Below are 24916 nucleotides of genomic sequence, written 5' to 3'. Positions count from 1 at the left end.
TGCCGGGAATAACAACGATGAAACACGCTGCCGCCAAGCAACCTGAAAAAGCCCCGCGTTTCTGGCGCGACGCGGCGCTGCCATTCATTGAAGCACGGGCCATCGCCGATGGCCGCGAGGTCTGCTATGCGCGGCATTCCCACGCGCATTTTTCCATCGGCGCGATCACCGCCGGGCGCAGCACCTATGTGCATGAGCAGGCGCAGTTCGAGGTCGCGGCGGGCACCGTGGTGCTGATGAATCCCGGCGATGTACATGCGTGTAATCCGATCGATGACCAGCCTTGGTCGTACGTGATGCTCTACGTGGAAACGCCATGGCTAACGGATTTGCAGCATCAGTTGGGCTTTGCCGGTGATCTTGAGTTTCGGCGTTTTTCCACCACACACCTTGATGACACTGCGCTGTTCAACGAACTGAACGGGCTGTATCAAACGTTGGTCGACCCGCAACAGGATGTGCTGCGCAAGCAGAGCGCGGCGGTGGAGTTTTTCAGCGACCTGCAACTGCGTTTGAACCCCGCCGGCCCCTCTCTGCGCGAGCCGAATTTCAAACTGGAACGCGTTGCCGATTTCATTCGCGAACACTGCACCGAAGTGCTGAACCTCGACGACATCTGCGCCGCCGCGCAGCTGTCACCGTCGTACCTGATCCGTGCCTTCAAACAGCACTACGGCATGACGCCCCACGCGTTTCTGGTCAACCAGCGCATCCAGTTCGCCCGTGAGCGTCTGCGTAGCGGCGAGTTGATCGCGGACGTGGCACTGGAAGCAGGGTTTGCCGATCAGGCGCATTTTCAGCGAGCGTTCAAACAGCATCTCGCCGCGACACCCGGCCAATATCGCGGCTGACACCTCATCTGAAACTCAACACTGCCCCCTGTGGGAGCGAGCCTGCTCGCGAAAGCGGTGTATCAGTCACCGGGATATTGACTGTGCCACTGCATTCGCGAGCAGGCTCGCTCCCACAAAGTCAAATGCCAGCATCATCGGCTGATGACCTTCGAATTGAGATATTGACATATCGGTAAATTCCGATATCTTCGCGGCATGGACCTACTCGAAATCTTCAAAGCCCTCTCGAACCGTACACGCCTGGAAATCCTCAAAGGCTTGAAGGATCCCGAGAAACACTTTCCTCCCCAGGATGAGGGTGACGTGCACACGGTGGGCGTTTGCGTCAGCAGTATTCAGGAAGGCGTCGGGCTGTCGCAGTCGACGGTTTCCGATTATCTGGCGACGCTGCAACGCGCCGGCCTGGTCGAAGTCAGGCGTATCGGCCAGTGGACTTACTACAAACGCAACGAAGCAGCGATCAGCGCGCTGGCCGAGATCATCGGCAGCGAGCTGTAATTTTTTGCCCCAAGATATCGAGAATTCCCGATATCCCTTTTTGCCGAAACGAGGAAATGCAATGAAAGCCATGATCCTTACATCATTTGGTGGCGCGGATTCGTTCGAACTTTGCGACGTACCCAAGCCAGTGCCACACGCAGGAGAAGTGCTGGTGCGGGTTCATGCCACCTCCATCAATCCGCTGGATTATCAGGTTCGCCGCGGCGACTACGCCGATCTGGTACCACTTCCAGCCATCACCGGGCATGACGTCTCCGGCGTTGTCGAAGCCGTCGGGCCGGGGGTGAAGGCGTTCGTGCCGGGTGACGAAGTCTGGTACACCCCGCAAATTTTTGGCGGTCCAGGCAGTTATGCCGAGTACCACGTCGCGGCCGAAAATATTATTGGCAAGAAGCCGCCCGCGCTGAGTCACCTTGAAGCGGCCAGCCTGAGCCTGGTTGGCGGAACGGCGTGGGAAGCGCTGGTCGTGCGGGCGGCGCTCAGAGTCGGCGAGAGCATTCTGGTCCACGGCGGCGCGGGCGGTGTCGGGCACATTGCGATTCAGTTGGCCAAAGCCATCGGCGCGAAGGTGTTCACCACCGTGCGTGAAGGCAATTTCGAGTTCGCACAACGAATGGGCGCCGATGTGCTGATTGATTACGAAAAAGAGGATTACGTTGACGCGATCCTGCGCGAAACCGACGGCCGCGGTGTCGATGTGGTGTTCGACACCATCGGCGGCAACACCTTGGCACGTAGCGCCGACGCCCTCGCACAACTGGGCCGCGTGGTGTCGATTGTCGACATCGCCCAACCACAGAACCTGATTCAGGCTTGGGGCAAGAACGCCAGTTATCACTTCGTGTTCACCCGGCAGAACCGCGGCAAACTCGATGAGTTGAGCGCATTGATCGCGAACGGGCAGTTGCGCCCGCACATTGGCGCGGTCTATGCGCTGGCCGACATCGGCCTCGCCCATGCCTTGCTGGAGACGCCCAACAATGGTGTTCAAGGGAAGATCGCGATTGCTGTCGCGCCATCTTCCGAACTCGCCAATCGCTGAACTCAGCGCAAGGAGAACACCATGATTTATGAGATCGCTTTACTGCCCGTTCACATAGGGAAAACCGAAGCCTTCCGCCAAGCATTTGCCGAGGTCGAGCCACTGCTCAGGCGCGCCAAGGGTTACGGCGGGCACTTGCTTGCGCAGGGAATTGAAACGCCGGAGGTGTTCAATTTGATTGTGCGCTGGCAATCACTTGAGGATCACACGCCGGGGTTTGAAGCGAGTGAGGACCATCGGTTGTTCATGCTGGGGCTGGAGGAATATTTTGCCGAAGAGCCGAAGGTGTATCACATTGAGGGCGGCGCTTTTGCGCAGCCGTTCAACTAGTCTCTGGCAGTGACGCCGATCAATGTGGGAGCGAGGCTGCTCGCGAAAGCGGTGGTTCAGCCGGCATATCCAGTGGCTGACACACAGCATTCGCGAGCAGGCTCGCTCCCACAGGGTCATGTGAACAACAGGTAGATCGCGCTGAGCGCCAACAACCCCGCCATGCTCCGATTGAACCAGCGCATCCCCGCCGCGTTGCTCAGATACCCACGCAGAAACGTCCCGGCATACGCCCAGCAGCCGACCGACAGATAACAGATCACCAGATACACCGCCGCAAACTGCCACACCAGCCGTGCGTCGCCATCGGCGACAAACGCGCCCATGCCAGCGACGCAGGCCAGCCAGGCTTTCGGGTTGAGCCATTGCATCACTGCGCCATACAGCATCGACGGCGCCCGCCCTGACTCACGCGTATTCAATTGCCCATCATCGGTGGCCAGTTTCCAGGCCATGAACAACAGAAACGCCACGCCGGCCAGTTGCACCACCCGGGTCATGAACGGCCAGAGTTTCAGCACCTCGTGCAAACCCAGCCCCATCAGCACCAGCAGCAACACAAACCCTAACGTGGCCCCGGCGACATGCCGTTGACTGGCGCGAAAGCCGAACTGCGCCCCGACACTCAACGCCACGATATTCACCGGCCCCGGCGTGATGGATGCCGCCAGCGCGAACGCCGCCATCGAAACAATCAGACTCATCGCACACCTGCTTCAAATCGAGGAACAAGGTGCTCACGGTAGCGAGCACCCTGTCCTCGGTATTGAAGAAAATGCCCCTGACGACACAAATCCCCTGTGGGAGCGAGCCTGCTCGCGAATGCGTCAGTTCAGTCAACGCGACTTTGAATGACCCACCGCTTTCGCGAGCAGGCTCGCTCCCACATTAAAATCTACGCTCAGTCCAGACGCGGCACGGTGAAGCGGAACTCGCTGCCCTGCCCTGGTTCGCTCTCGGCGAAGATCCGCCCGCCATGGGCTTCGACGATGCCTTGAGTGATGTACAAGCCCAGACCGGTACCGGTCGGGTTGCCCTCTTTCACCGTCCAGTAGCGGTCGAACACGTGCGGCAGATGCTCCTTGGGAATCCCCTCGCCGCTGTCGCGTACGGTGAAGACGATTTCATCGCCGACAGACGTGGCATGTACGCCGACCGTGCCCAGGCGCGGGGTGAACTTGATCGCGTTGCCGACCAGATTGGACAGCACCTGGAACAGCCGCTCGGGGTCGGCATGGATACGCAGATCGGGTTCGGCGGCGAAGGAAATGCTGATGTCCTTGTCCAGCGCCAGCGGCGCGAGCAGCGCCTGCGCCTCCTCGAACATCTGCCCGACGTCGAGTTTCTGCGGGGTGATGGAGTAGCGCCCGGCGTCGATTTTCGAGGTGTCGAGCAAGTCCTCCAGCAGCGTGTTCATGCGTCCCGCAGCCTGTTGCATGGTGTCGATGGCCGTAGAAATGCGCCGCGAAGTGTGCGGGCCGTCCGAGCTGAAGGCCTTCTGCATCATGCCGCAAAGCATCGAGATCACCGTCATCGGGTTGCGCAGATCGTGGGAAACCACTGCCACCAGTTCGTCGCGGGCACGCACCGCCTCCTGCTCACGGCGCACCTGCCGGGCCAGATCGTTTTCCAGCGCCGAACGGCGCAGATCGTTGGCCGCGAACAGATCGCCATGGCTCCACTTGGTGGAGATCCCGGCCATCTCGACTTTCCAGATTTCGAACGAGGTACGCGGGCGCAAACGCAGGCCGGCGTCGGAGTTTTCCAGGTCCAGCGGCTTGCGTGGATCGCCGCTCCAATTGATGTTCTCCTTGACCTCCGGACGGAACCAGAACACGCCGTTGTCCACCGGTTTCGGCAGGTTCATGGCAAGCACACCGCTGGCCACCTGCTGATACTGCGCGGCCGGCGGGTAGACACTGGCCAGGTGATGACTGGCAAACACAGGCTCGCCGCTGTCCTGCAGCCATTTGTGCAAGGCGCGAATGTCGTCCGGCTCCGGGCAGTTGCCGTAGCGATGCAATTGTTTGTCTTCAATGATTGCAATGCCGCCGGCATTGGTCAGCGCCATCAGGGCCTGCGGCTGATTGGCCAGGCCATCGAAGACATTTTGCGGCGAGTCGATCATTGCCTGATTGAGCAGCGCCAAAGCTTCGACTTTCTCTTCGCGCTGACGGCTGATTTCCAGCGCTTCCATGGCGCTGATCTGCAGCGACAGCACCTGGCCGATGGTCTGACACGCCGCGCGCAACTCGTGCGGCACGTGCAGTGGCTGGCGATTGCCGCAACTGATCAGGCCCCACAGTTTGTCGCCCTTGAGCAGGGAAATGCTCATCGACGACAACACGCCCATGTTCTTCATGTACTGACAGTGGATCGGCGACACGCTGCGCAGCGTGGCGAAACTCAGGTCCAGCGGCGTGTTCGTGTCCGGGCGCAACTTCGGCACCAGCGGCACCGGTTGGTAATCGGCATTGGGGATGATCCGCAGCCAATTGGTGCGATACAGCTCGCGCGCCTGTTCGGGGATGTCCGACGCCGGGAAGAACAAGCCGTTGAACACTTCCATCGACGGGTCGGAGGCTTCGGCGATGACCTGACCGTGGCCCTCCTCCTCGAAACGGTAGATCAGCACCCGGTCGTAACCGGTCATGGCCTGGATTTCCTTGACGCTGATGTCATACAGCGCCTGCAACGTGGTGGCCGCTTGCAGACGCTGGAGCATGCGCCCCAGATGCGTTTGATTGCCGGCGACGTTGCGCGGCTGGAAATTTTCCACGTGGATTTCCAGCTCCAGGATCAGTACACCTTGATGCCGGTGCAGCAAACCCTCGAACGCGGTGCCGTTGAGTCTGAAGTGCAGCGGTGGCGCGTCGGCGAGCGCCGGGTGCAACAACGCTTCGCGTACTTGTGTCGCTTCTGCGTCGCCGAGCAGGCGCTCCAGTGGCTGGCCGATCAGGCTCTGCGGCTCCCGGGCCAGCAGGGTTTCGACGTTGGCGCTGACCTGAATGATCGCCAATGCAGGCTCGCTCAGGGTCAGCAGCAAACCGTGGGGCTGGATCGCACCGGGGAAACGAATCGGCTCGTCGGCACAGTTGGCCAGCAGTTCTTCAAAGGCGTCTTTGTCTTGCGGGTTCATGCCAGTACCTCCCGGCTTTCGAGCCAGCGCTCGAAACAGCTGAATGTGGTTTGTGCTGCCGTGACGACAGCGGCGCGCTCAATGGCGCTCATCGGCCGACTGCCGAGGTATTCGATAAAGTCGCGCCAGCGCCGGCCCGTGGCGGCGCCGTAAATATCGAGAAAGGCCGCGCCGTTATCGGCTTCCAGGCCTAATCGTGAAGAGATTTCGCGGCGCAGGATTTGCCCGCCCAGCGTTGCGCCCTCGAGCACGTAGAGCACGCCAAGGCAGGCTGCACTTGAGTCGATGATCGGTAACGGCTGGCACTGCGGCAGGTTTTGCAGCGTGTCAGCAGATACGCCCAGCGCGTGCAGATCAGCGCGCAAGGTTGGCGCTTTGAGACGAGGCGCCAGCTCAAAATCGGCAGGCATTACACCGCTGCGCAGTAGAGCGTTTTCCAGCGGCAGATAGAAGCCGTAATAAGCCTGCATCAAGCGCACAAAAGCCTGGGTATCGAGGGTATCGGAGAAAAAAGGAAGGCGTTTTTCCAGTGCGATGTGCAGTTCGGCAGTGCCGGCTCGCAGATCTTGCAGCACCGGTGGCACATAAACTTCACGGGCCTTTGCTTGCATGTAGATCGCTCTTGGTGGGGCCGCCTGGGGCCAAACGGGGTGAGTGCAACGTCGGCGAAATTTTACACGGCTATCGCGGTTTCTGACCGGCCGGATAGTTATTTCTGACGAAACCATCACCCTCTGATTGATTCAGAGTGAAGGCATCTGCAAAAAGTTCGACCGCGTTGCCCAATCGCGGCGGGCGCTGTACCGCGACAGCGTTGCGCGACTATATGGGTCGGGGCGCCTGGGGCCTGTGCTAAAAATATCGCTCTCGTTTCTGGAGTGCCGTCATGGATCTCGCCACGCTCAGCCTGTTCCTCCCGGCCTGCTTCGCCCTGAACATGGCCCCCGGGCCGAACAACCTGCTGTCAGTCAGCAACGCCACGCGCTATGGCTTTCGCCGCGCCTGCACGGCGGGTATCGGGCGAATTGTAGCGTTCGCCGGCATGATCGCACTGGCCGGTGCCGGCCTGTCGGTAGTGTTGCAGACTTCGGAATGGCTGTTCCATGCGATCAAGATCGTCGGTGGGGCGTATCTGTTGTACCTGGCCTGGCAGTTGTGGCGAGCCAGTCCCGAGGCCGAGCAGTCAGTCACGGGCGCGACCGCTGGCTTCTTTGCGTTGGCGCGGCAGGAGTTTCTGGTGGCGGCGGGCAATCCGAAGGCGATCCTTCTGTTCACCGCGTTTCTGCCACAGTTTGTCGACCCGGCGCGTCCGGTGGCGGCGCAATTCGCCGTACTCGGCGTGCTGTTCCTTTTACTGGAGTGGATCGCCATCAGCGCCTACGCCTGGATGGGCCTGCACATGCGGCGCTGGTTCGCCGAGCCGCGCGGCAAACGGATCTTCAATCGTTGCTGCGCGGGCCTGCTGTCGGCGGCGGCTTCAGTGCTGTTGATGGCCAAACGCGCTTAAGACTCGGACGGGCCTTTGAGTTCGACCTGATTGCCGTCCGGGTCGAAGCAATACAGCGACAGCCCTTTGCCTTCGGCGCCGAAACGTGACTCGGCTTTGGCCACGCTCAAACCGAAGGATTGCAAGTGTGCGCTTAGCGCTTCTTCATCGAACGGCTCGATGCGCAGACAGAAGTGGTCGACGTTACGCCGTTCGTTGCCGGCCGCCCCGCCGCCCTTGCGGCCGAGTTCGCCTTGCAGGTCAACGAGGTCGATCATTGAAGTGCCGGCGCGCAGGTGCACCAGGCCCAGCGGTTCGTTGCGCTTGACCACTTCGGCGCCGAACACCTGGCCGTAGAAGTCGATGCTGCGTTGCAGATCGGCGACGCGCAGGACGATGTGATCGATATGTTGAATGGAAAATGGATGCATCGGACACACCTCAACAAACGGTAGGAGCTGCCGAAGGCTGCGATCTTTTGATCTTGTTCTTTAGAGGCAAAGTCAAAAGATCGCAGCCTGCGGCAGCTCCTACACGGTAGTTCAGAGGGATTGAAAATTCACTGTCGATTTTTCGGTGGAGCCATCGACAAACTGGTTTTACTCTCAGCCCATGAACATACAAACCGCTGTCCTGCCGCCCCACGCCGAAATGGTTCGCGCCATGCTCGAACGCGACACTGCCTATGAAGGCGTGTTCTTCACGGCGGTGAAAACCACCGGGATTTTCTGCCGCCCCAGTTGCACGGCGCGCAAGCCGAAACCGGAGAACGTCGAGTTCTTCGCCCACGCCGACGACTGCCTGTCGGCGGGCTATCGCGCCTGCCTGCGCTGCAAACCACTGGACGCCGCAGCCATCGCCCCGGACTGGGTGCAACGCCTGCTCAACGCCGTGGAAGCAGATCCGGAGGTGCGCTGGAGCGACGCACAATTGCTCGCTGAGGGCATCGAGCCGCTGAAGCTGCGGCGCTGGTTCAAACAGCATTTCGGCATGACCTTCCATGCGTGGCTGCGCACGCGTCGGCTGGGCATGGCGCTGGGCGGGATCAGGCAAGGCACCTCGATTGATCACGCTGCGTTCGATTCCGGTTATGAATCGCTCAGCGGTTTTCGGGATGCCTTCCAGAAGTCCTTCCACATCACTCCGGGCCGCGCCGAACACAGCGAGCCGTTGCTGTTTACCCGGCTGACCACGCCGCTGGGGCCGATGATCGCCATGGCCGAGCGGCGTGGTCTGGTGTTGCTGGAGTTTCTTGATCGCCCGGCGCTGACCCGCGAAGTCGAGGAACTGCAGGGTCGCTATGGCTACGCGATCGCACCGGGGCACAACGCGCATTTGCAGCAGATCGAAGAGCAACTGGCGGCGTACTTCGCCGGCAAACTCAGTGAGTTCAGCGTGCCGCTGCATTTGCCCGGCAGCGAGTTCGCCCGGCAGGTCTGGTCGGCGTTGCTGCAAATCCCTTACGGCCACACCAGCACCTACGGCGCGATCGCCGCCGGTTTGGGCAAACCCGGCGCCAGTCGCGCAGTGGGTCTGGCCAACGGGCACAACCGATTGTCGATCGTAGTGCCCTGTCACCGGGTGATCGGCGCGGATGGCGCGTTGACCGGCTATGGTGGTGGGCAGCCGCGCAAAGCATTCCTGCTGCGGCTGGAAAACGCCGCCGTGCAGCTCACGCAACCCCTGGCATTCTGACCAACCGAATCAACGGACAAGAAGGATTTTTGATGAACGCGCTCGCTACGCAGTTTCACCAGTTGCACCTTTACGGCTTGTTGATGCTGACCAACGTCGGCGACGCCACCGGCGCGCGACTGGTCGAGCATCTGGGCGGTAAAGCCGTGGCCACCAGCAGCGCGGCAGTCGCCTGGGCCCACGGCTACCCGGACGGCAACGCCCTGCCCCTCGAACGGCTGGTGTCGACGGTGCAAGCCATCGCCCGGGTAATCAGCGTGCCGTTGACCGTGGACGTCGAGGCCGGTTATTCCGACGACCTCGGGCGCGTCGCCGAAGTACTGGATGCGGTGATTGCGGCGGGCGCGGTGGGCATCAATATCGAGGACGGTTCTGCGGATCCCGAGTTGCTCGCGCGCAAGATCGAAGTGGCACGTCAGGTGGCCAACAAGCGCAACGTGCAGCTGTTCATCAATGCGCGCACCGACGTGTACCTGAAAAGCCTGGTGCCGGCCGAAGATCGCGTCGCCGAAACCCTGCGTCGCGCTGCGTTATATCAATCGGCCGGTGCCGATGGCCTGTTCGCCGCGGGCGTCACGGGTGCCTATGAAATCGAGGCAATCTGCACAGGCACGGCGCTGCCGGTCAACGTGCTCGGCTTCGCTTGCCTGCCGTCGCCTGCAGAACTGCAAGCGCTGGGCGTACGGCGCTTGAGCGCCGGCTCCGGCATTGCCGAATTCCTCTATGGCGCGATGGGCGGGCTGGTGAAAAGCTTTCTGGCCAGCGGCAAACTCGATACCCATGACCTCAAGGCGTTTACCTACGGCGAAGTCAACGGCTTGCTGAAATAACATGGCTGAAGATTATCAAGCGGCCAGCGCGTTTCTGGCCGCACTTGATCCGGACTGGCAGCACCATATCGCAGCCATCGGCCCGTGCCTGCATCTACCGCATCCGGCGCGTGATCCGTACGAGTCGCTGGTGCGGGCGATTGCTTATCAGCAACTGCATGCCAAGGCCGGCGATGCGATTGTCGGGCGCTTGGTGGGGTTGTTTCCCGGCCAGACATTTCCTCGTCCCGAGCAGATGCTTGCGACAGGGTTTGATCGTCTGCGCAGTTGCGGATTTTCCGCGGGCAAGATTGCGACGATTCAAGGGATTGCTCAGGCGACACTGGATGGCGTGGTACCGGATTACGCCACGGCCCTGGCGATGGATGACGAGGCGCTGATCGAACGTCTGGTCAGTTTGCGCGGGGTGGGTCGCTGGACGGTGGAGATGTTGCTGATCTACAGCCTGGAGCGCATGGATATTTTGCCGGCGGATGACTTCGGCGTGCGCGAGGGGTATCGACGGTTGAAGGGACTGGAGGTGCAGCCGACGCGCAGGCAGATGGTTGAGATTGGGTTGGCATGGAGTCCTTTTCGGACGGTGGCAGCGTGGTATTTGTGGCGGGTGCCTAAACCGCTGCCCTCACCCTAGCCCTCTCCCAAAGGTAGAGGGGACTGATTGGGGGAGATTGGAGATTTACGCCGACCTGAAATAGCGTCTGTGAATCCGTGATGGCCAAGACTTCTCAAACCCATAATCGACTGCCCTCACCCCAACCCTCTCCCGGAGGGAGAGGGAGCCGACCGAGGTGTCTGGCGTCATACATCGACCTGAAAAACCGAGTCGATTATGGATTCAACGAGGGGAGCTCACGTCGGCGTACCTCTTCAATATCCCGCGGTCAGTCCCCTAACCCTCTGGGAGAGGGTTAGGGTGAGGGGCCTTTGACTGTATCGCACTGTATATCCCGAAGCCGCAGACACACCGAAAGCACAATTCCCCACCCTCGGCGACACATCCCCGATACTCCCCAACGTTGAAATGCCCCGGTCGATCTCATTCAACTCACCGGAGCTGCACCATGTTCACCACCCTTTCAACCGCCGTCAAAACCCTGCACCTGAACCTCGACCGCGCTGGCACCTGGCTCGCCCCTCTGACCCTGCGCCTGTTCATCGCCTGGGAATTCTTCGAGTCCGGGCTGGAAAAATTCAACGGGCAGAACTGGTTCGAAGACATTCAGGAGAAATTCCCCTTCCCGTTCGATCACCTGCCGGCAACGCTGAACTGGGAACTGTCGATGTGGGCCGAGCTGATCTGCGCTGTGGCGATTCTGCTCGGTTTTGGTACACGGATCTCGGCGATCTCGCTGATTGTAGTAACCGTGGTGGCGACCGCCGCCGTGCACTGGCCCGCTGACTGGTCGTCACTGAGCGAACTGGCGCAGGGGTATGCGATTACCAACAAAGGTTTCGGCAACTTCAAGCTGCCGGCGATTTACCTCGCGGCGCTGTTGCCGCTGGTGTTCGCCGGGGCCGGCAAGTTGAGTGTCGATGCGTGGCTGGCGCGGGTGTTCTGGAACCGAAGCACCCGCTGAAGCTCAATGCGCCCGATCAAGTCCGGCGAGCAAGGCGCTGTCGTGGCTATAAATGTCCGGCGCGTAACGTACGCGCCCGTTGCTGTCGACCTGGGCCGTCCAGTAAGTCATCAGGATCGGCACCGGCGCCGACAGACGAAATTCGTGGGTGGTGCCGGTGGCCAGCAGGGTTTCGGTGCGGGCCTTTTCCGCCGGGGTGAGCAGCAGATCACGCAATTGCATTGGGTGCTCGACCCGCACGCAGCCGGAACTGAAGGCACGCGGGCCTTTTTCGAACAGCGCCTTGCTCGGCGTGTCGTGCAGGTACACCGAGAAGGGGTTGGGGAACCGGATGACCATTTGCCCCAGCGGATTACGCGGCCCGGCGTCCTGGCGCAGCATGATGTTGCCGGGGTTGTCCCAATCGATGTCCGCCGCTGCCAGAGGCTGCCCGTTGGCGTCGAGCACTTGCAGGTTCTGCCGGCTCAGAAAGGTCTGGTCCTTGCGGATTTCCGGCAGCTTGTCTTCTTTCCAGATGGTCGGCGGCACCGTCCAGGTCGGGTTCAGGGTCAGGCGCGTCACCCGGGATTTCAGCAGCGGCGTCTGACGCTCAGCGCGGCCCACCTGAGTGCGGGTCTGCCACACCGGCAAACCGCCCTGATACAGCGTCAGCTCAGCGGCGGCGACGTTGACCAGCAAGACATTGGGTTCCATGTCCTGGGCCATCCAGCGGAAACGTTCGAGGTTGACCCGCAGTTGCTCACGGCGGCTCAACGGACTGATGTTGAGTTCGGCAATCGTTCCCGGCCCGACCACACCGTCAGCCTGCAACGAATGGCTGGCCTGGAAACTCTTCACCGCGTCGACCAGCACACCGTCATAAGCAATGCCGGGAGTGCCGATGGCGTCGGTCAGATAGCCTTCGCTGTACAGACGCTGGGCCAGTTCCGGCACACGTTTGTCTTCCATGGCCGGGCGCAACAGCGGCCCGCTGCCCACCGACTGCCATTGCGGCAAGACAGTGAGCCGTTGCGCCGCGTAGAGCTGGCGCAGGTTCTGATACTGCGCCAGACGCGGACGGGCCAGGTCGAACGCGGCGGGAATGTCGTGCATCCCCGGTACGGCGATGGCCAATAATTCCGCCTGACGGTCACGCGGGGTGTCGTCAGCGTGCCACAGCGGCTCGAAGTGTGATTGGAGCAGACGACCGTAGTGCAAATCCTGCAGGGCCTGAAGGTAGTTGCGGCTGATATCGATGTCGGCGCACAACTCGCCATCCTGCGGCACGGTGGTTGCGATCGGGTAACGCTTAGGATTAAGGCCATCGTCGGCCAACAGCTGCAATTGCGCCTGCAATGCCGGCAATCGTGCCGATTCACTGGCCCACACCGGCATCCAGTCCTGCTGCTGGTAGAACGCCTGCAATTGCGTGAGCGCCGGGCCGTTTAGATGTGCGGCAATCGCCGGGCATGACTGCGCCAGGCTGATCAAAACCGCCTGCAACGGACTTTGCGGCTCGACCGGCATTTCTGCCGGGGGCGTTGGTAATGCTTCCAGCGGCGGCAGCGGCTCATCGGCACAAGCGACAAACGGCGCAGCGAGCAAACAAATGCTCAAGTAGCATGCGTACTTTTTGAACAACTGCTTTACTCCAATCCATGGCCGTCCAGATGATGGCCAACCTTACATCAGGTGCGCTGAACAGTCAGGCTCGATCTGCGGGCTTGCGGGTAACGACTGGGAGTCAGGAGCCAAAGTGCCAGATAAGTAGCAATTGAGGACACTTTATAAAATGTTGACGTTTTTGCGCCGACTTCTGTTGACTGCCACCGCTCTCGTCGTGACCAGTCCCGTTTTTGCCGCCGGCAAACCCTCGCCGGTTCTCTACACCAGCCTCGCGCACGCCGCGCCAGAACTCAATCCCCAAGCGCTGAAAGGTGCGTTGAACGCCATGCAATGCGCGGTAAACAACGGTGCGAAACCGTCGCGCCACCTGGCGATCATCGACTATTCGCAGCCGTCCACCGAACGCCGCTTGTGGATCTTCGACCTCAGCAAACAGAAATTGGTGCTGCGCGATCTGGTCGCTCACGGTTCGAATTCCGGGGAAAACTTCGCTACGCAGTTTTCCAATGTCGAAGGCAGCTACCAGTCCAGCCTGGGCCTGTTCCGCACCCAGGAAAGCTACAGCGGCACCCACGGTTATTCGCTGCGCATGGACGGTCTGGAGCCGGGCTTCAATGACATGGCCCGCGATCGCGCGATCGTTATTCACGCCGCCAGTTATGTGAATCCGTTGTGGAGCAAGAAACAGGGGCGCATCGGCCGCAGCCAGGGTTGCCCCGCAGTGCGACCGCAGATTGCCAAACAGGTGATTGATCGTCTGAAGAACGGCCAGTTCATGTTTTCGTGGTACCCGGATCAGCGCTGGCTGAAGTCTTCGCCGTACCTGAACTGCCAGCCGCAGCAGGTGGCGAGCATTCTCAATACCCACGCTAGCTGACCGAACACCAAATCCCCTGTAGGAGCTGCCGAAGGCTGCGATCTTTTGACTTTGACTTTTAGAAGCAAGATCAAAAGATCGCAGCCTTCGGCAGCTCCTACAGGGAGATTCGCAGTCACTTTCATTACAACTTTGTCATTCAGCTGTCGGTTTGCTGTGCGGATCGCTCGGTAGCCTGAAGTTGTCCCGGCGCCAATGCCGATCAACTTTGACCACTGAGTGACTGACCATGAAAAGCCTCCTGCTCGCCTTCACCGCCCTCCTCGCCACCGGCAGCACGTTCGCCGCGAACATGCCCGACACTGCCGTGATTCATGACAAATCCGGCTTCTACGTGAATCTGGATGTCGACAAAGTCCTGTCCAGCACCGATATTTCACAAGCGTGTGGCGTGGTCCCGGCGCAATTGAAATACCTCGACCATCAGGGCCGCGAACATGTGCTGGACTATCAGGTACAAGGCAGCGGCTGCATCAATGACCATTGAGACTGATCGATGAATATTCTGGTTGTCGAAGACGAACCCAAGGCGGGCAACTACCTGCTCAACGGTTTGCAGGAACTGGGTTACAGCGTCAGCCTCGCCCGCGATGGTGCCGACGGGTTGCACCTGGCGCTGGAACACAGTTTCGATGTGATCGTGCTCGATGTGATGATGCCGAAAATGGATGGCTGGGAAGTCCTGCGTCGCCTGCGCAAGGAAGCCGACACGCCGGTGCTGTTTCTCACCGCCCGCGACGATATCGCTGACCGCGTCAAAGGCCTGGAACTGGGTGCCGACGATTACCTGATCAAGCCGTTTTCCTTCGCCGAACTGGTGGCGCGTCTGCGCACCCTGACGCGGCGCGGGCCGATTCATGAAGACGAACAATTGCAAGTCGCCGACCTGCAGATTGACGCGCTCAAACGCCGCGTGAGCCGCGCCGGGGTGCGCATCACCCTGACCAATAAAGAGTTCGCGTTGCTGCAGTTGTTCGCCAGCCATACCGGGCAAGTGTTGGCGCGCTCGCTGATCGCCTCGCGGGTCTGGGACATGAATTTCGACAGCGACACCAACGTGGTCGATGTTGCCGTGCGCCGCTTGCGGGCAAAGATCGATGATCCGTTCCAGCTCAAGCTGATCCACAGCGTGCGCGGCATCGGCTATCGCTTTGATACGCAGCCATGAACAGCCGCCCGTACTCGCTGACCCTGCGCCTGGCGCTGGTGTTCGCCCTGCTCGCCTTCGCTTCGCTGGCCGGCCTCGGTGCCGCTCTGTACAACGAACTTGAGCAACAGTTGATCCGTCGTGATGACACCGCGCTGGTCAGTCGCGTTGATCAGTTGCGCACTTTCCTCAATGACAGCAACACCCTCGAGCTGATCAAGAACAAACCCGCATTGTTCCAGAACATGCTCGGCAATCGCGAAGCGCTGCTGACCATCGGCGCGCCGGGGCAACCGCCGCTGCTGGTGGTCAACCCGGGCAATCTGCACACGCCAACGTTGCCGCCGGTGCCCATCGACCACGCAATGACGCTCAACGATGTGCAGCATCTGCCGAGTGTCGACGGCGTGCCGTTTTCGGCGGTGGCGGCGAGCATCGATTCCGGCGAACTGGGCAATCTGCAAGTCACCACCGGGCGGTTGATGAGCGAGCGCACGGCGATGCTCGCCAATTACCGCTTGAGCGTTTATGGCCTCGCCTCGCTGGCGGCACTGTTGCTGGCAGTGGTGGGCTGCCTGCTGGTGTATCGCGGTTTGCTGCCGTTGCGGCGACTGGCGAAACACGCTCATGGCATTGGTGTCGGCAACCTTGGGGAGCGCCTGGCCAGCAGCGGTGCGCCGCGCGAATTGCAGCCGATGATCGAGGCGTTCAACGCCATGCTCGACCGCCTCGCCAAGGGCTTTGCGCAGTTGAGTCAGGTGTCGACCGACATGGCTCATGAGCTGCGCACGCCGATCAACAACCTGCTCGGCGAAACCCAGGTGGCGCTGCAGCAGAACCGCAGCATGGAGGCCTATCAACAGTTGCTCGCCTCCAACGTCGAAGAGCTGGAGCGCCTGACACGGATGCTCGACAACATGCTCTTTCTTGCCCGCACCGATCCGGCCAGCGCCTTGAGCCAGCGCCAGGAGCTGGACGCGGCGGATGAGATGCAGCGCATTGCCGATTATTTTGAAGGATTGGCGGCTGATGTCGGGGTATGCATTGAAGCGCGTGGCAACGGTTTGATTTGGGCCGAACCGATGCTGCTGCGCCGCGCACTGGCCAACCTGTGCGCCAATGCGATCAAGTACGGTGCGGCGAATTCGACCGTGCAGGTGGAAGCGATTGCCGAGGCGGATGGCAGCTATCTGCGGGTACGCAACCACGGCACAACCATTGCGCCGGAACATATGGCACGACTGTTCGAACGCTTTTACCGCGTCGATCAGTCACGCGAGCGCTCGGCGCAATCCAACGGTTTGGGCCTGTCGATCGTGGCAACCATCATGCAGTTGCATCAAGGCCGCTACAGCGCCAGCAGCGCCGATGGCATCACCTGCTTCGAACTGTTTTTCCCCGCCCGGCAATCACCTTCATCGACTTTTCCGCCGTCATCGCTGGCAAGCCAGCTCCGACAATGATTGGCGCTGAATCCAGATCTCCGGCCAACCCAAAACCCTGTGGGAGCTGGCTTGCCAGCGATGAGGTCAGCTTGATCAACATCAACTTTCCCTGACCCGCAGCTACCGCGAGCAGGTCGAATCGGCGCGCTGTCGCTCCCACAGCTTGATCTCGGCTCGGCTGATGATAAGGGCTGTCAGCATCAGCGCTGTGGCAACGCCGAAGGTGATGTGCAAGCCGCTGGCAATCGATGTTGCAGGCGCTTGCGTCGGATCCCCCGCCGCCAGCGCAAACACCGCGCCCATTACTGCCGCGCCGGTGATCAACCCAAGGTTGCGCGCCAGCCCGAGCATCGCCGAAACCACGCCACGGTGATCCTGACTGACCCCGGCCATCAATCCGGTATTGTTGGCCGCCTGGAACAACGCGTAACCCACAGCTATCACCATGATCGGCAGTACGTACGCGGGCAGTCCCATACTCATGGGCAGGATTGCCAGCAAGCTGCAACCGCCGGCCATCCCGAACAACGCGCCCGGCACGATCCGTCGCGCGCCGAAGCGATCCACCAAACGTCCCGCCGGTACCCCACTCATTGCGGACAACAACGGTCCGATCGATAACGCCACTCCGACCATTGTGCTGCTGAGACCCAAACCCCGGTGCAGGTAAAACGGCCCCACCACCAGCGTGGTCATCATCACCGTTGTCACCAGCAACGTCAGCGTCAGGCTGCTGCTCAGTCGCGCGTCGCTGAACAGCGACAAACGAATCAGCGGCGACTTGGCCTTCATCTCGACCACGATGAACAATCCTGCGCCGCACAGGCTGGCCAACAGCAACGGCACGGTGAAACCTTCAAGGGTCATTGCCAGCGCATAGGCCGCCAGCGTCAACACCAGCACCACGCTGCCAGAATAATCGAACGCGACTCGCGGCCCGGCGGCCCGATCCGCCGGCAGAAAGCGGTACACCAGCCAAGCATTGAGCAAACCCAGCGGCACGTTGAGGAGAAAAATCGCCTGCCAGCCGACATGCGCCATCAACACCCCGCCCAGCGACGGCCCAAGGGTGGTGCCAGTGGCTGACATCGTCGCCAACAAACCCATCGCACTGCCCGCTCGCGCCTTGGGCACCGCGTCGGCAACCAACGCCACCGTCAAAGCGAACATGATCGCCGCGCCCACACCTTGCACCGCCCGCGCGCCAATCAGCCAACCCAGTCCCGGGGCCAGCGCGCAGGCCAGTGAAGCGCTGGTGAAAATACCAATCCCGATCAACAGCAATCGACGTCGACCAAAACCATCGCCCAGACGCCCGACGCTGACAATCAATGTGGTGATCGCCAGCAGGTAAGCGAGCACGATCCATTGAACCTGTTGAAACGTCGCCTCGAACGCCGCCGCCAGAATCGGCAATCCTGCGTTGGCGATGCTGGTGTCCAGCGACGGCATCAACATCGACAGGGCCAGACTGGTCAGCGCCCATCGGGCCGGAGTGCTCAGGGGTTCTTGGGGCATGGCAGGCTCGCAGTGCAAAGGTAATGCGTCATAGCCTGAGCCTCGACAACATACGGCGCAAGACGCATGCTTTGCACTCAATACCTGCATGGAACGCCATATCATGACCGCACCGGATCTGAACCTGCTGATCACCCTCGACGTGTTACTGCGTGAAGGCAGCGTCGCCCGCGCCGCCAAATGCCTGCGGCTGAGCCCGTCAGCTATGAGCCGCGCCCTCGCCCGTCTGCGCGAAACCACCGGGGATCCGTTGCTGGTGCGAGCGGGTCGTGGCTTGGTGCCAACGCCGCGCGCATTGGAATTACGCGAACGAGTCAGCCATCTGGTGCAAGACGCCGAGGCGGTTTTGCGCCCTGCCGAAGTGCTCGACCCGCGCCGCTTGCAACGCACCTTCACTCTGCGCAACACCGACGGCTTTGTTGAAACCTTCGCCGCCGCCCTGCTCGCGCGCATCGCCGAAGAGGCGCCCGACGTGCGTCTGCGTTTTGTGCAGAAAGCCGACAAGGACAGCACGCCGCTGCGCGAAGGTCGCGTCGATCTGGAAACCGGCGTGGTCGACGACAGCACCGACCCGACGCTGCACAGCCGCATCCTGTTTCAGGATCAGTGGATCGGTGTGGTGCGAGAGGGGCATCCCTTGAGTTCGGGAAAAATCACCAGCAAGCGCTTTGCCGGTGGCCAGCACATTCTGATCTCACGACGCGGGCGCAGCAGCGGCCCGGTGGACGAAGCGTTACTCACGTTCGGACTGACGCGGGACATCGTCACTTCATTCGGCGGATTCTCGGCAGCGCTGACGCTGGTGCGTGAATCAGATCTGATCGCGACTGTCCCGCAGCGCCATACCAGCAAACTGCGCACGGGCCTGCACAGTTTCGCCCTGCCCTTCGCGATGCCGGACATCAGCGTGTCGATGCTCTGGCACCCGCGCATGGACGCCGACCCGGCGCATCGCTGGTTGCGCGATTGTGTGCGACAGGTCTGCGCCTAACGCGCGTCGCCGTTTGCCGGTTTGTAGAAGATGAAATTTCCGGTTCTGGCGGTCTTGCGGTATTCCTTGGCCCAGCTCGGATGAACATTGCGGTCATGGAAATACAACGCGCCGTGGGTGCGATCCTTGAGTTGGCGGTTCAGCGCTTTGCGGGCGATATCCTTGGCCAGCGTGTATTCGGCATCTTCCTCGACCTGATCCGGACGCCCGTCGCACCACCAGGAAAACTGGCAGCTCTTGGTTTCCGAACCCTGTTTGACGACGGCGCAAATATTGTCGGGGAAGCCTTGGTGGCCGAGGCGATTCATCACCACACTGGCCACGGCTTCCATTTCCGGCGTGTCCTTGCCTTTGGCTTCCCAATAGATACTGCGCGCCAGGCAAGTGATCGGATCGTCCAGCGGCGCGGCACCGACCGGGTCGACCGCCTGCACTTCGGTCGGGGTGATGGCTTCGGCTTTCGGGGCCGGGGCGGCGCTGACTTTGTCCGCCGCTTTTTCTTCCAGCACTTGGGCTTTTTCTTCAGCCTGCGCTTTGATCGGGGCCTGATCGGTGGCCCATACAGAGCCTGCCAACAGGGTGAATACGAGACAACCCGCCCAGCCTTTCAATCCCATGTCTGTTCTTCCGGCAGCGCCCGATGCGGGCAAGGTGTTACGTCAGGGAGACACCCGGTTTGCGGGGTCTTCGGTGAGTGTAGACGGCAAATCCGGCGGCAAAGTTGCGCAGAAAAACCGCTGAATGAAGAAAAAAGACATTGCACTCACCGGGGGCCTTTCGCGCATCATGGGCGCACTCAGCTCAAGGGAGATTTCCATGCGCTTCATGCCATCTGTTTTGCGTCTTGCCGCGTTGTCCGTGGGCGTTATGTTTGCCATCCCGGCCCTCGCCGCCGATGAGTTGCAACTGATCGAGTCGATCAACAGCTACCGCAGCCAGCCGCAGCGTTGCGGTTCGCAGGCATCGAATGAATTGCCACCGCTGTCGGCTGATCCACGGCTGCGATTACGCGCCACCGGAGCTGTCGATCTGCAACAAGCCATGGCCAGCGCCAGTTATCCGATGGTCAATGTGCAGGCGATCACGCTCAACGGCCCGCGCGATGCAGCGTCGGCGATGAAGGCGATTCAGGAAAGTTTCTGTCAGGTGGTGCTTGATCCGCAGTTCGTCGATGTCGGTGTCAGCCGCGACGACCGCGACTGGCGCATCGTGCTGGCGCGGCCGCTGCTGTCGGCCAAGCTGGGGGACGCGCAAAGTGAGGGGCAGAAGTTGTTGGGCGAACTCAACGTCGCCCGTAGCCAGGCGCGTCAGTGTGGCGGTCAGGCGTTCGCCGCTGCCGCACCGCTGGCCTGGAACGCGATATTGGGCACGATCGCCCAGGATCACAGCCGCGACATGGCCAACAACAATTACCTCGACCACAAGGACCGCGACGGCCGCACCCCGGGCGATCGCGCAGAACTCGCCGGTTACAGCGGGCAACTGGTCGGCGAAAACATCGCCGCCGGCCAAGACACCGTGCACAAAGTCGTCGAAGGCTGGCTCGCCAGCCCCGGCCACTGCGCCAACCTGATGAACCCGCAATACCAGGAACTCGGCGCCGCCTACGCGACCGACCCGAAAAGCAGCGCGGGGATCTACTGGACCGCGATGTTTGGCGCCCAATAAATCTCCCCCCCGCCCTGCGCAGAACATTACTTTCTATACAAGACCTCGCTTAACTGGCGAATAAACGTTCGGCGAAAAAAAGAACCTCATCGACGGGATCAATCAACTGTTCATTAACAGTGATTGGACGGCACTGAAAGTTAGCCATAACCTGCATCGCCCCCCTTCACCTGGGGTTTTCATTCCTGCGAGGCTGTCATGACAGAGCGTGTCTTGATCGATGGTTACAACCGCCGCGTCGACTATCTGCGCATGTCGGTGACCGACCGTTGCGACTTCCGCTGCGTCTATTGCATGGCCGAAGACATGCAGTTTCTGCCGCGCCAGCAAGTGCTGACCCTGGAAGAAATCTACCAACTGGCGCAGAGCTTTGTGGCGCTCGGTACGCGCAAGATTCGCCTCACCGGTGGCGAGCCGCTGATTCGTCCGGGCGTGGTCAAGTTGTGCGAGCAGATTGCCGCCCTGCCCGGACTGCGCGAACTGTGCATGACCACCAATGGCTCGCAGCTGGGCAAACTCGCGGCGCCGCTGTTCGACGCCGGGGTCAAACGCCTGAACATCAGCCTCGACAGCCTCGACCCACAGCGCTTCCAGCAGATGACCCGCACCGGCGATCTGGCGCAGGTGATCAACGGCATCGATGCTGCGCGCAAGGCTGGTTTCACCCGCACTAAACTCAATGTCGTGGTGATGCAGGGCCGCAACGATGAGGAGATCAACGATCTGGTCAGCTTCGCCATTGACCGCCAGCTCGACGTCTCTTTCATCGAGGAAATGCCGCTGGGGATCATCAGCGAACACAGCCGCGCCGAGTCGTTTTTCTCCAGCGCCCAGGTGCGCGAAAAAATCGCCGAGCGCTATACCCTGATCGACTCGGCCGAATCGACCCAAGGCCCGTCGCGCTACTGGCGGCTGGCCGAGGCGCCGGAGATTCGCCTGGGATTTATCTCGCCACACAGCCACAACTTTTGCGGCACCTGCAACCGCGTACGCCTCACCGTCGAAGGTCGCCTGCTACTGTGTCTGGGTAACGAGCATTCGGTGGATCTGAAAGCGGTGCTGCGCGCCCATCCGGGGCAACCGCAACGGCTGGAGAAAGCCATTATCGAGGCGATGAAACTCAAGCCGTATCGGCATAACTTCGAAGTGAACGACGATGTTCAGGTCGTACGTTTCATGAACATGACGGGCGGCTGATCCCGCCAGTTTCATCGGTTATCGGAACCGCACAGCATGATCATCAGACCCAAGGTCAACCAGTTCGCCATCCTCTTCACCCTCAAGGGTTCGATCGCCAAACGCATCGCCCTGCGCACATTGATGGTCACCCTGCTGGCTTCGGCCATCGTGCTGGTGGAAATCCTCCATCCGAGCAACTTCACCAAGGTCAATGCCACGCCGTTTACCTTGCTCGGGTTGTCGCTGTCGATCTTCATGAGTTTTCGCAACAACGCCTGTTATGACCGCTGGTACGAGGCGCGCAAGGCCTGGGGCGATGTGCTGGTGCACATTCGTTCGGTGATTCGCGAAACCCACGTCATCCGTGAATCCGCTGAGCGCAAGCCTTTGCTGCTTAACTTGTGTGGCTTTGCCCATGCCCTGAATGCGCGGTTGCGCCGGGAAAGCGAAGCGGCGGCCAGCAGTGCCTGGATCACGCCGAAACACGATGCGCGGGTTCCGGATTACAGCGGGCGGATTTTGCAGCAGGTCGGCCAGCAGTGCTCCGACCTGCATCAGAGCGGCGAGTTGAGCGAGTGGCGCTACATGCTGCTGGCCAACCACCTGACCAGCCTGACCCAGGCACAAGCGGTGTGCGAGCGGATCAAGAACACCCCGCTGCCCTTCCCCTACACCCTGCTGCTACACCGAACGATCTACCTCTTCTGCATCCTGCTGCCGTTCGCCATGGCCGAACCGCTGGGCTGGTTGACACCGTTGTTCACTGCGATTGTCAGCTACACGTTTTTTGGCCTGGATGCGATTGCCGATGAACTGGAAGACCCGTTCGGCCGTGATGAAAACGACCTGGCCACCGACTCGCTGGTGCGCACCATCGAGCGTGACATCCTCAGCGAACTGGGCGTGACCGACCTGCCGCCGATGCTGATGCCGGTGGACTATGTGCTGAGCTGATCCGTAGCTGTCCGGACACCCCGAAACCCTGTGGGAGCTGGCTTGCCAGCAATGGTGGCGGGTCAGTTGGCATTGATGTTGGCTGACACGGCCTCATCGCTGGCAAGCCAGCTCCCACAATGATTTGTGGTGATGCTTGATATTGAGTATGTACACAGAACCTGTGGGAGCTGGCTTGCCAGCGATGGTGGCAGGTCAGTTGGCATTGAAGCCACGGCGGCAGGTCGAGTGTCGCCACCAGATCACTGGCCAGCACCCGCCCACGCACATCGTCGAGCGCCAGCAGTTCGCTGTCGGCCAGACGTTGCTGATTGGCCATGCCGAGCAATTGGTCGAGGGCGTCCTCGACCGGCATCAGCGGTGGCTTGCTCATCCGCGTGGCCCGCAGGCTTGCACGGCTTTCAGGTGCGGGACGAAGTTGCACGGGCGATGACGGTTATCCAATTGTTCGGCAAGAATGCCTTCCCACGCCGTGCGGCAAGCGCCGGTCGAGCCCGGCAGGCAGCACACCAGCGTACCGTTCGAAAACCCGGCCAGCGCACGGCTTTGCACGGTGGACGTGCCGATATCCAGAATCGAAATCGCCCGAAACAGTTCACCAAACCCGTCAATCTGCTTATCAAACAAGCAGGCCACCGCTTCCGGCGTGCTGTCGCGACCGGTAAACCCGGTGCCGCCAGTGATCAGCACCACCTGAATGCCTTCGTCGGCGATCCACTGGGCGACCTGAGCGCGGATCTTGTACAGATCGTCCTTGAGCAAGTTGCGCTCGCTCAAGGTGTGCCCGGCTTCCAGCAAACGACTGACCAGCAACTGGCCGGAGGTATCGCTGGCGTAATCGCGAGTATCGCTGACCGTCAGCACGGCAATATTAAGGGGGACAAACAGGGCATCGGCTTTGGCGCTCATGGCAGTTCTCCGGCAGCAGTCAATCAACATTGCCGAGCAGCCTATGTGCCGCATATGAGTACTGTCTAATCACTCTGGCCAACCACATTATCGACCCGCTCTATCGGTGCTCTTCACCTCGCTGAACGCCAGCAGAACCGGGCTTGATAGAGCCGATCGATGGCCTCTTGAACACTTCCGATTGGACGAGTTTGCGTTCAGATGAGATCGTCGCACCCTGCACTTTTCGTGCGCCTCACGCAGGTGCGTCAAGACTCATTCAAATACAATCCGTCGAACAGGTGCCATCGTGGACATCAAACAACTCAAGTTCCTGATCGCGCTGGACGAAACCCGCCACTTCGGCCAGGCCGCCGCCCGCTGCCACATCACCCAACCGACGTTGTCGATGCGCCTGCGCAATCTGGAAGACGAGCTGGATCTGGTGCTGGTCAACCGTGGCCAGCGTTTTGAAGGTTTCACTCAGGCCGGCGAGCGCGTGCTGGCCTGGGCGCGCACCCTGCTCGCGGCCCATGACGGTTTGTTCGCCGAAGCCGCTGCGTGTCGCGGGCAACTGGTGGGTAGCTTGCGGCTGGGTCTGGTGCCGCTGAGCAGCTTCAACCCGGTCAATTACATTCAGGGGTTGTCGGGGACGTATCCGGAGTTGAAATTCAGCCTGTCGTCGCTCAGTTCCGACGAAATCATCGCCAGGCTGGGCAACAATCAGCTTGATCTGGGTGTGTGCTATCTGGATCACGTCAACCCGAACTATTTCGAGTTTTTCGAGATCGGCGAGACCCGCGTCGGCCTGCTCTACGACAACCGCCACTTCCAGTTCGAAGGTTCGAAAATGAGCTGGGAAGACGTCGCCGAACTACCGCTGGGGATGATCACCGCCGGCATGCATTACCGTAAATCCATCGACTTGAGCTTCCGCAGCCGTGGGCTCAGTCCGCAGCCGATCATGGAAAGCGATTCGACCTATCAGCTGTTGCAGGCGATTCACCAAGGCTTCTGCTGCGCGATCATGCCGCTGGACAGTGGCCTGGAAGAGCCGATCGAGCACCTGTCGTTCATGCAGTTGCCGGATGCCAGCGTGCTCGCGCCGCTGGGCCTGGTGATGCGCAAGACCGAGCCGCGTTCGGCGATTGCCGAGAAGTGTTTTGCCGAGGCGCGGAAGTTGTTTGGGG

26 protein-coding genes and 1 pseudogene are annotated in these 24916 nt (G+C 60.8%); 18 read left to right on the top strand and 9 right to left on the bottom strand.

Annotated features, from left to right (window positions below; all coding sequences use genetic code 11):
• Positions 1–17 precede the first annotated feature (17 nt).
• The 4 genes from M9827_RS06910 (at position 18) to M9827_RS06895 (ending at position 2727) form a co-directional block, all read left to right on the top strand.
• A complete protein-coding gene (locus M9827_RS06910) occupies positions 18–851 on the top strand; it encodes a helix-turn-helix transcriptional regulator (RefSeq protein ID WP_250604535.1) in 834 nt (277 codons plus the stop codon).
• A 198-nt stretch (positions 852–1049) separates the two neighbouring features.
• Positions 1050–1352 carry an ArsR/SmtB family transcription factor gene (locus tag M9827_RS06905; protein WP_007910618.1) on the top strand — a complete coding sequence of 101 codons (303 nt, stop codon included), beginning with the start codon at positions 1050–1052 and terminating at the stop codon, positions 1350–1352.
• 61 nt (positions 1353–1413) lie between these two features.
• Complete coding sequence (locus tag M9827_RS06900; RefSeq protein WP_250604533.1) at positions 1414–2397, top strand: zinc-dependent alcohol dehydrogenase family protein; 984 nt, start codon at positions 1414–1416, stop codon at positions 2395–2397.
• A gap of 21 nt (positions 2398–2418) precedes the next feature.
• A complete protein-coding gene (locus M9827_RS06895) occupies positions 2419–2727 on the top strand; it encodes an antibiotic biosynthesis monooxygenase family protein (RefSeq protein WP_250604531.1) in 309 nt (102 codons plus the stop codon).
• A gap of 116 nt (positions 2728–2843) precedes the next feature.
• Here the strand turns inward: M9827_RS06895 and M9827_RS06890 are convergent, their stop codons facing one another.
• The 3 genes from M9827_RS06890 to M9827_RS06880 form a co-directional block, all read right to left on the bottom strand.
• Complete coding sequence (locus M9827_RS06890) at positions 2844–3431, bottom strand: LysE family translocator (RefSeq protein ID WP_250604529.1); 588 nt, start codon at positions 3429–3431, stop codon at positions 2844–2846.
• 197 nt (positions 3432–3628) lie between these two features.
• Entirely contained in the window at positions 3629–5866 is a 2238-nt protein-coding gene (locus tag M9827_RS06885; RefSeq protein ID WP_250604527.1) for an ATP-binding protein, read from the bottom strand.
• Positions 5863–6477, bottom strand: a complete 615-nt coding sequence (locus M9827_RS06880; RefSeq protein WP_250604526.1) for a biliverdin-producing heme oxygenase — start codon at positions 6475–6477, stop codon at positions 5863–5865. The genes M9827_RS06885 and M9827_RS06880 overlap by 4 nt, the downstream gene beginning before the upstream one ends.
• Positions 6478–6752: 275 nt before the next feature.
• On the opposite strand from M9827_RS06880, the gene M9827_RS06875 reads away from it, so the two are divergent.
• Positions 6753–7373, top strand: a complete 621-nt coding sequence (locus tag M9827_RS06875; protein ID WP_250604524.1) for a LysE family translocator — start codon at positions 6753–6755, stop codon at positions 7371–7373.
• Here M9827_RS06875 and M9827_RS06870 read toward each other — a convergent pair.
• Positions 7370–7783: a VOC family protein gene (locus M9827_RS06870; RefSeq protein WP_250604522.1), complete on the bottom strand. Its 414-nt coding sequence runs from the start codon at positions 7781–7783 to the stop codon at positions 7370–7372. The two genes, M9827_RS06875 and M9827_RS06870, sit on opposite strands and share 4 nt — an antisense overlap.
• Positions 7784–7964: 181 nt before the next feature.
• On the opposite strand from M9827_RS06870, the gene M9827_RS06865 reads away from it, so the two are divergent.
• From M9827_RS06865 to M9827_RS06850, 4 genes are all read left to right on the top strand, one after another.
• Positions 7965–9047: a bifunctional transcriptional activator/DNA repair enzyme AdaA gene (locus M9827_RS06865; protein WP_250604520.1), complete on the top strand. Its 1083-nt coding sequence runs from the start codon at positions 7965–7967 to the stop codon at positions 9045–9047.
• A gap of 32 nt (positions 9048–9079) precedes the next feature.
• Positions 9080–9877, top strand: coding sequence for an isocitrate lyase/PEP mutase family protein (locus tag M9827_RS06860; protein WP_250604518.1), 798 nt, complete (start codon positions 9080–9082; stop codon positions 9875–9877).
• A gap of 1 nt (position 9878) precedes the next feature.
• Positions 9879–10508: a DNA-3-methyladenine glycosylase family protein gene (locus tag M9827_RS06855; RefSeq protein WP_250604516.1), complete on the top strand. Its 630-nt coding sequence runs from the start codon at positions 9879–9881 to the stop codon at positions 10506–10508.
• 430 nt (positions 10509–10938) lie between these two features.
• Entirely contained in the window at positions 10939–11454 is a 516-nt protein-coding gene (locus M9827_RS06850) for an HvfX family Cu-binding RiPP maturation protein (RefSeq protein WP_250604514.1), read from the top strand.
• Positions 11455–11457: 3 nt separating this feature from the next.
• Here the strand turns inward: M9827_RS06850 and M9827_RS06845 are convergent, their stop codons facing one another.
• The gene (locus M9827_RS06845; protein ID WP_250604512.1) at positions 11458–13074 is read right to left on the bottom strand and encodes a L,D-transpeptidase family protein; all 1617 of its coding nucleotides are present in this window, start codon (positions 13072–13074) and stop codon (positions 11458–11460) included.
• A 151-nt stretch (positions 13075–13225) separates the two neighbouring features.
• Here M9827_RS06845 and M9827_RS06840 point away from each other — a divergent pair, with 151 nt between their 5' ends.
• The 4 genes from M9827_RS06840 to M9827_RS06825 all read left to right on the top strand — a co-directional run bounded on the left by M9827_RS06840 (position 13226) and on the right by M9827_RS06825 (position 16546).
• A complete protein-coding gene (locus M9827_RS06840; protein ID WP_122607626.1) occupies positions 13226–13936 on the top strand; it encodes a murein L,D-transpeptidase catalytic domain family protein in 711 nt (236 codons plus the stop codon).
• Between the two features lie 229 nt (positions 13937–14165).
• Complete coding sequence (locus tag M9827_RS06835; protein ID WP_250604510.1) at positions 14166–14423, top strand: DUF2790 domain-containing protein; 258 nt, start codon at positions 14166–14168, stop codon at positions 14421–14423.
• A 9-nt stretch (positions 14424–14432) separates the two neighbouring features.
• Positions 14433–15104 carry a heavy metal response regulator transcription factor gene (locus M9827_RS06830; RefSeq protein ID WP_250604495.1) on the top strand — a complete coding sequence of 224 codons (672 nt, stop codon included), beginning with the start codon at positions 14433–14435 and terminating at the stop codon, positions 15102–15104.
• On the top strand, positions 15101–16546 hold the full coding sequence (locus M9827_RS06825) for a heavy metal sensor histidine kinase (RefSeq protein ID WP_250604493.1): 1446 nt from the start codon (positions 15101–15103) through the stop codon (positions 16544–16546). The genes M9827_RS06830 and M9827_RS06825 overlap by 4 nt, the downstream gene beginning before the upstream one ends.
• Before the next feature lie 102 nt (positions 16547–16648).
• Here the strand turns inward: M9827_RS06825 and M9827_RS06820 are convergent, their stop codons facing one another.
• The gene (locus M9827_RS06820; protein WP_250604491.1) at positions 16649–18046 is read right to left on the bottom strand and encodes an MFS transporter; all 1398 of its coding nucleotides are present in this window, start codon (positions 18044–18046) and stop codon (positions 16649–16651) included.
• A 103-nt stretch (positions 18047–18149) separates the two neighbouring features.
• On the opposite strand from M9827_RS06820, the gene M9827_RS06815 reads away from it, so the two are divergent.
• Positions 18150–19037, top strand: a complete 888-nt coding sequence (locus M9827_RS06815; protein ID WP_250604490.1) for a LysR family transcriptional regulator — start codon at positions 18150–18152, stop codon at positions 19035–19037.
• Here the strand turns inward: M9827_RS06815 and M9827_RS06810 are convergent.
• Positions 19034–19654 carry a cell wall hydrolase gene (locus M9827_RS06810; protein ID WP_250604489.1) on the bottom strand — a complete coding sequence of 207 codons (621 nt, stop codon included), beginning with the start codon at positions 19652–19654 and terminating at the stop codon, positions 19034–19036. The genes M9827_RS06815 and M9827_RS06810 overlap by 4 nt on opposite strands.
• A 199-nt stretch (positions 19655–19853) precedes the next feature.
• Between M9827_RS06810 and M9827_RS06805 the strand changes: the two genes are divergently transcribed.
• From M9827_RS06805 to M9827_RS06795, 3 genes are all read left to right on the top strand, one after another.
• Positions 19854–20705, top strand: coding sequence for a CAP domain-containing protein (locus M9827_RS06805; protein WP_250604488.1), 852 nt, complete (start codon positions 19854–19856; stop codon positions 20703–20705).
• A gap of 198 nt (positions 20706–20903) precedes the next feature.
• A complete protein-coding gene (gene moaA, locus M9827_RS06800) occupies positions 20904–21902 on the top strand; it encodes a GTP 3',8-cyclase MoaA (RefSeq protein ID WP_250604486.1) in 999 nt (332 codons plus the stop codon).
• Between the two features lie 36 nt (positions 21903–21938).
• On the top strand, positions 21939–22838 hold the full coding sequence (locus M9827_RS06795) for a bestrophin family protein (protein WP_250604484.1): 900 nt from the start codon (positions 21939–21941) through the stop codon (positions 22836–22838).
• Positions 22839–23049: 211 nt separating this feature from the next.
• Here M9827_RS06795 and M9827_RS06790 read toward each other — a convergent pair.
• Positions 23050–23211: pseudogene (locus M9827_RS06790) on the bottom strand (molybdopterin molybdenumtransferase MoeA); the annotation flags it as partial.
• Complete coding sequence (gene moaB, locus M9827_RS06785; protein WP_250604482.1) at positions 23208–23747, bottom strand: molybdenum cofactor biosynthesis protein B; 540 nt, start codon at positions 23745–23747, stop codon at positions 23208–23210. The gene moaB and the pseudogene M9827_RS06790, both read right to left, overlap by 4 nt.
• A 289-nt stretch (positions 23748–24036) precedes the next feature.
• Here moaB and M9827_RS06780 point away from each other — a divergent pair.
• A partial coding sequence (locus M9827_RS06780) for a LysR family transcriptional regulator (RefSeq protein WP_250604480.1) occupies positions 24037–24916 on the top strand: 880 nt, incomplete at its 3' end.

Origin of the sequence: Pseudomonas sp. AKS31, assembly GCF_023634765.1 — a bacterium.
In the GTDB taxonomy this organism is placed as follows: domain Bacteria; phylum Pseudomonadota; class Gammaproteobacteria; order Pseudomonadales; family Pseudomonadaceae; genus Aquipseudomonas.
This window is presented reverse-complemented; position numbering and strand designations above follow the sequence as displayed.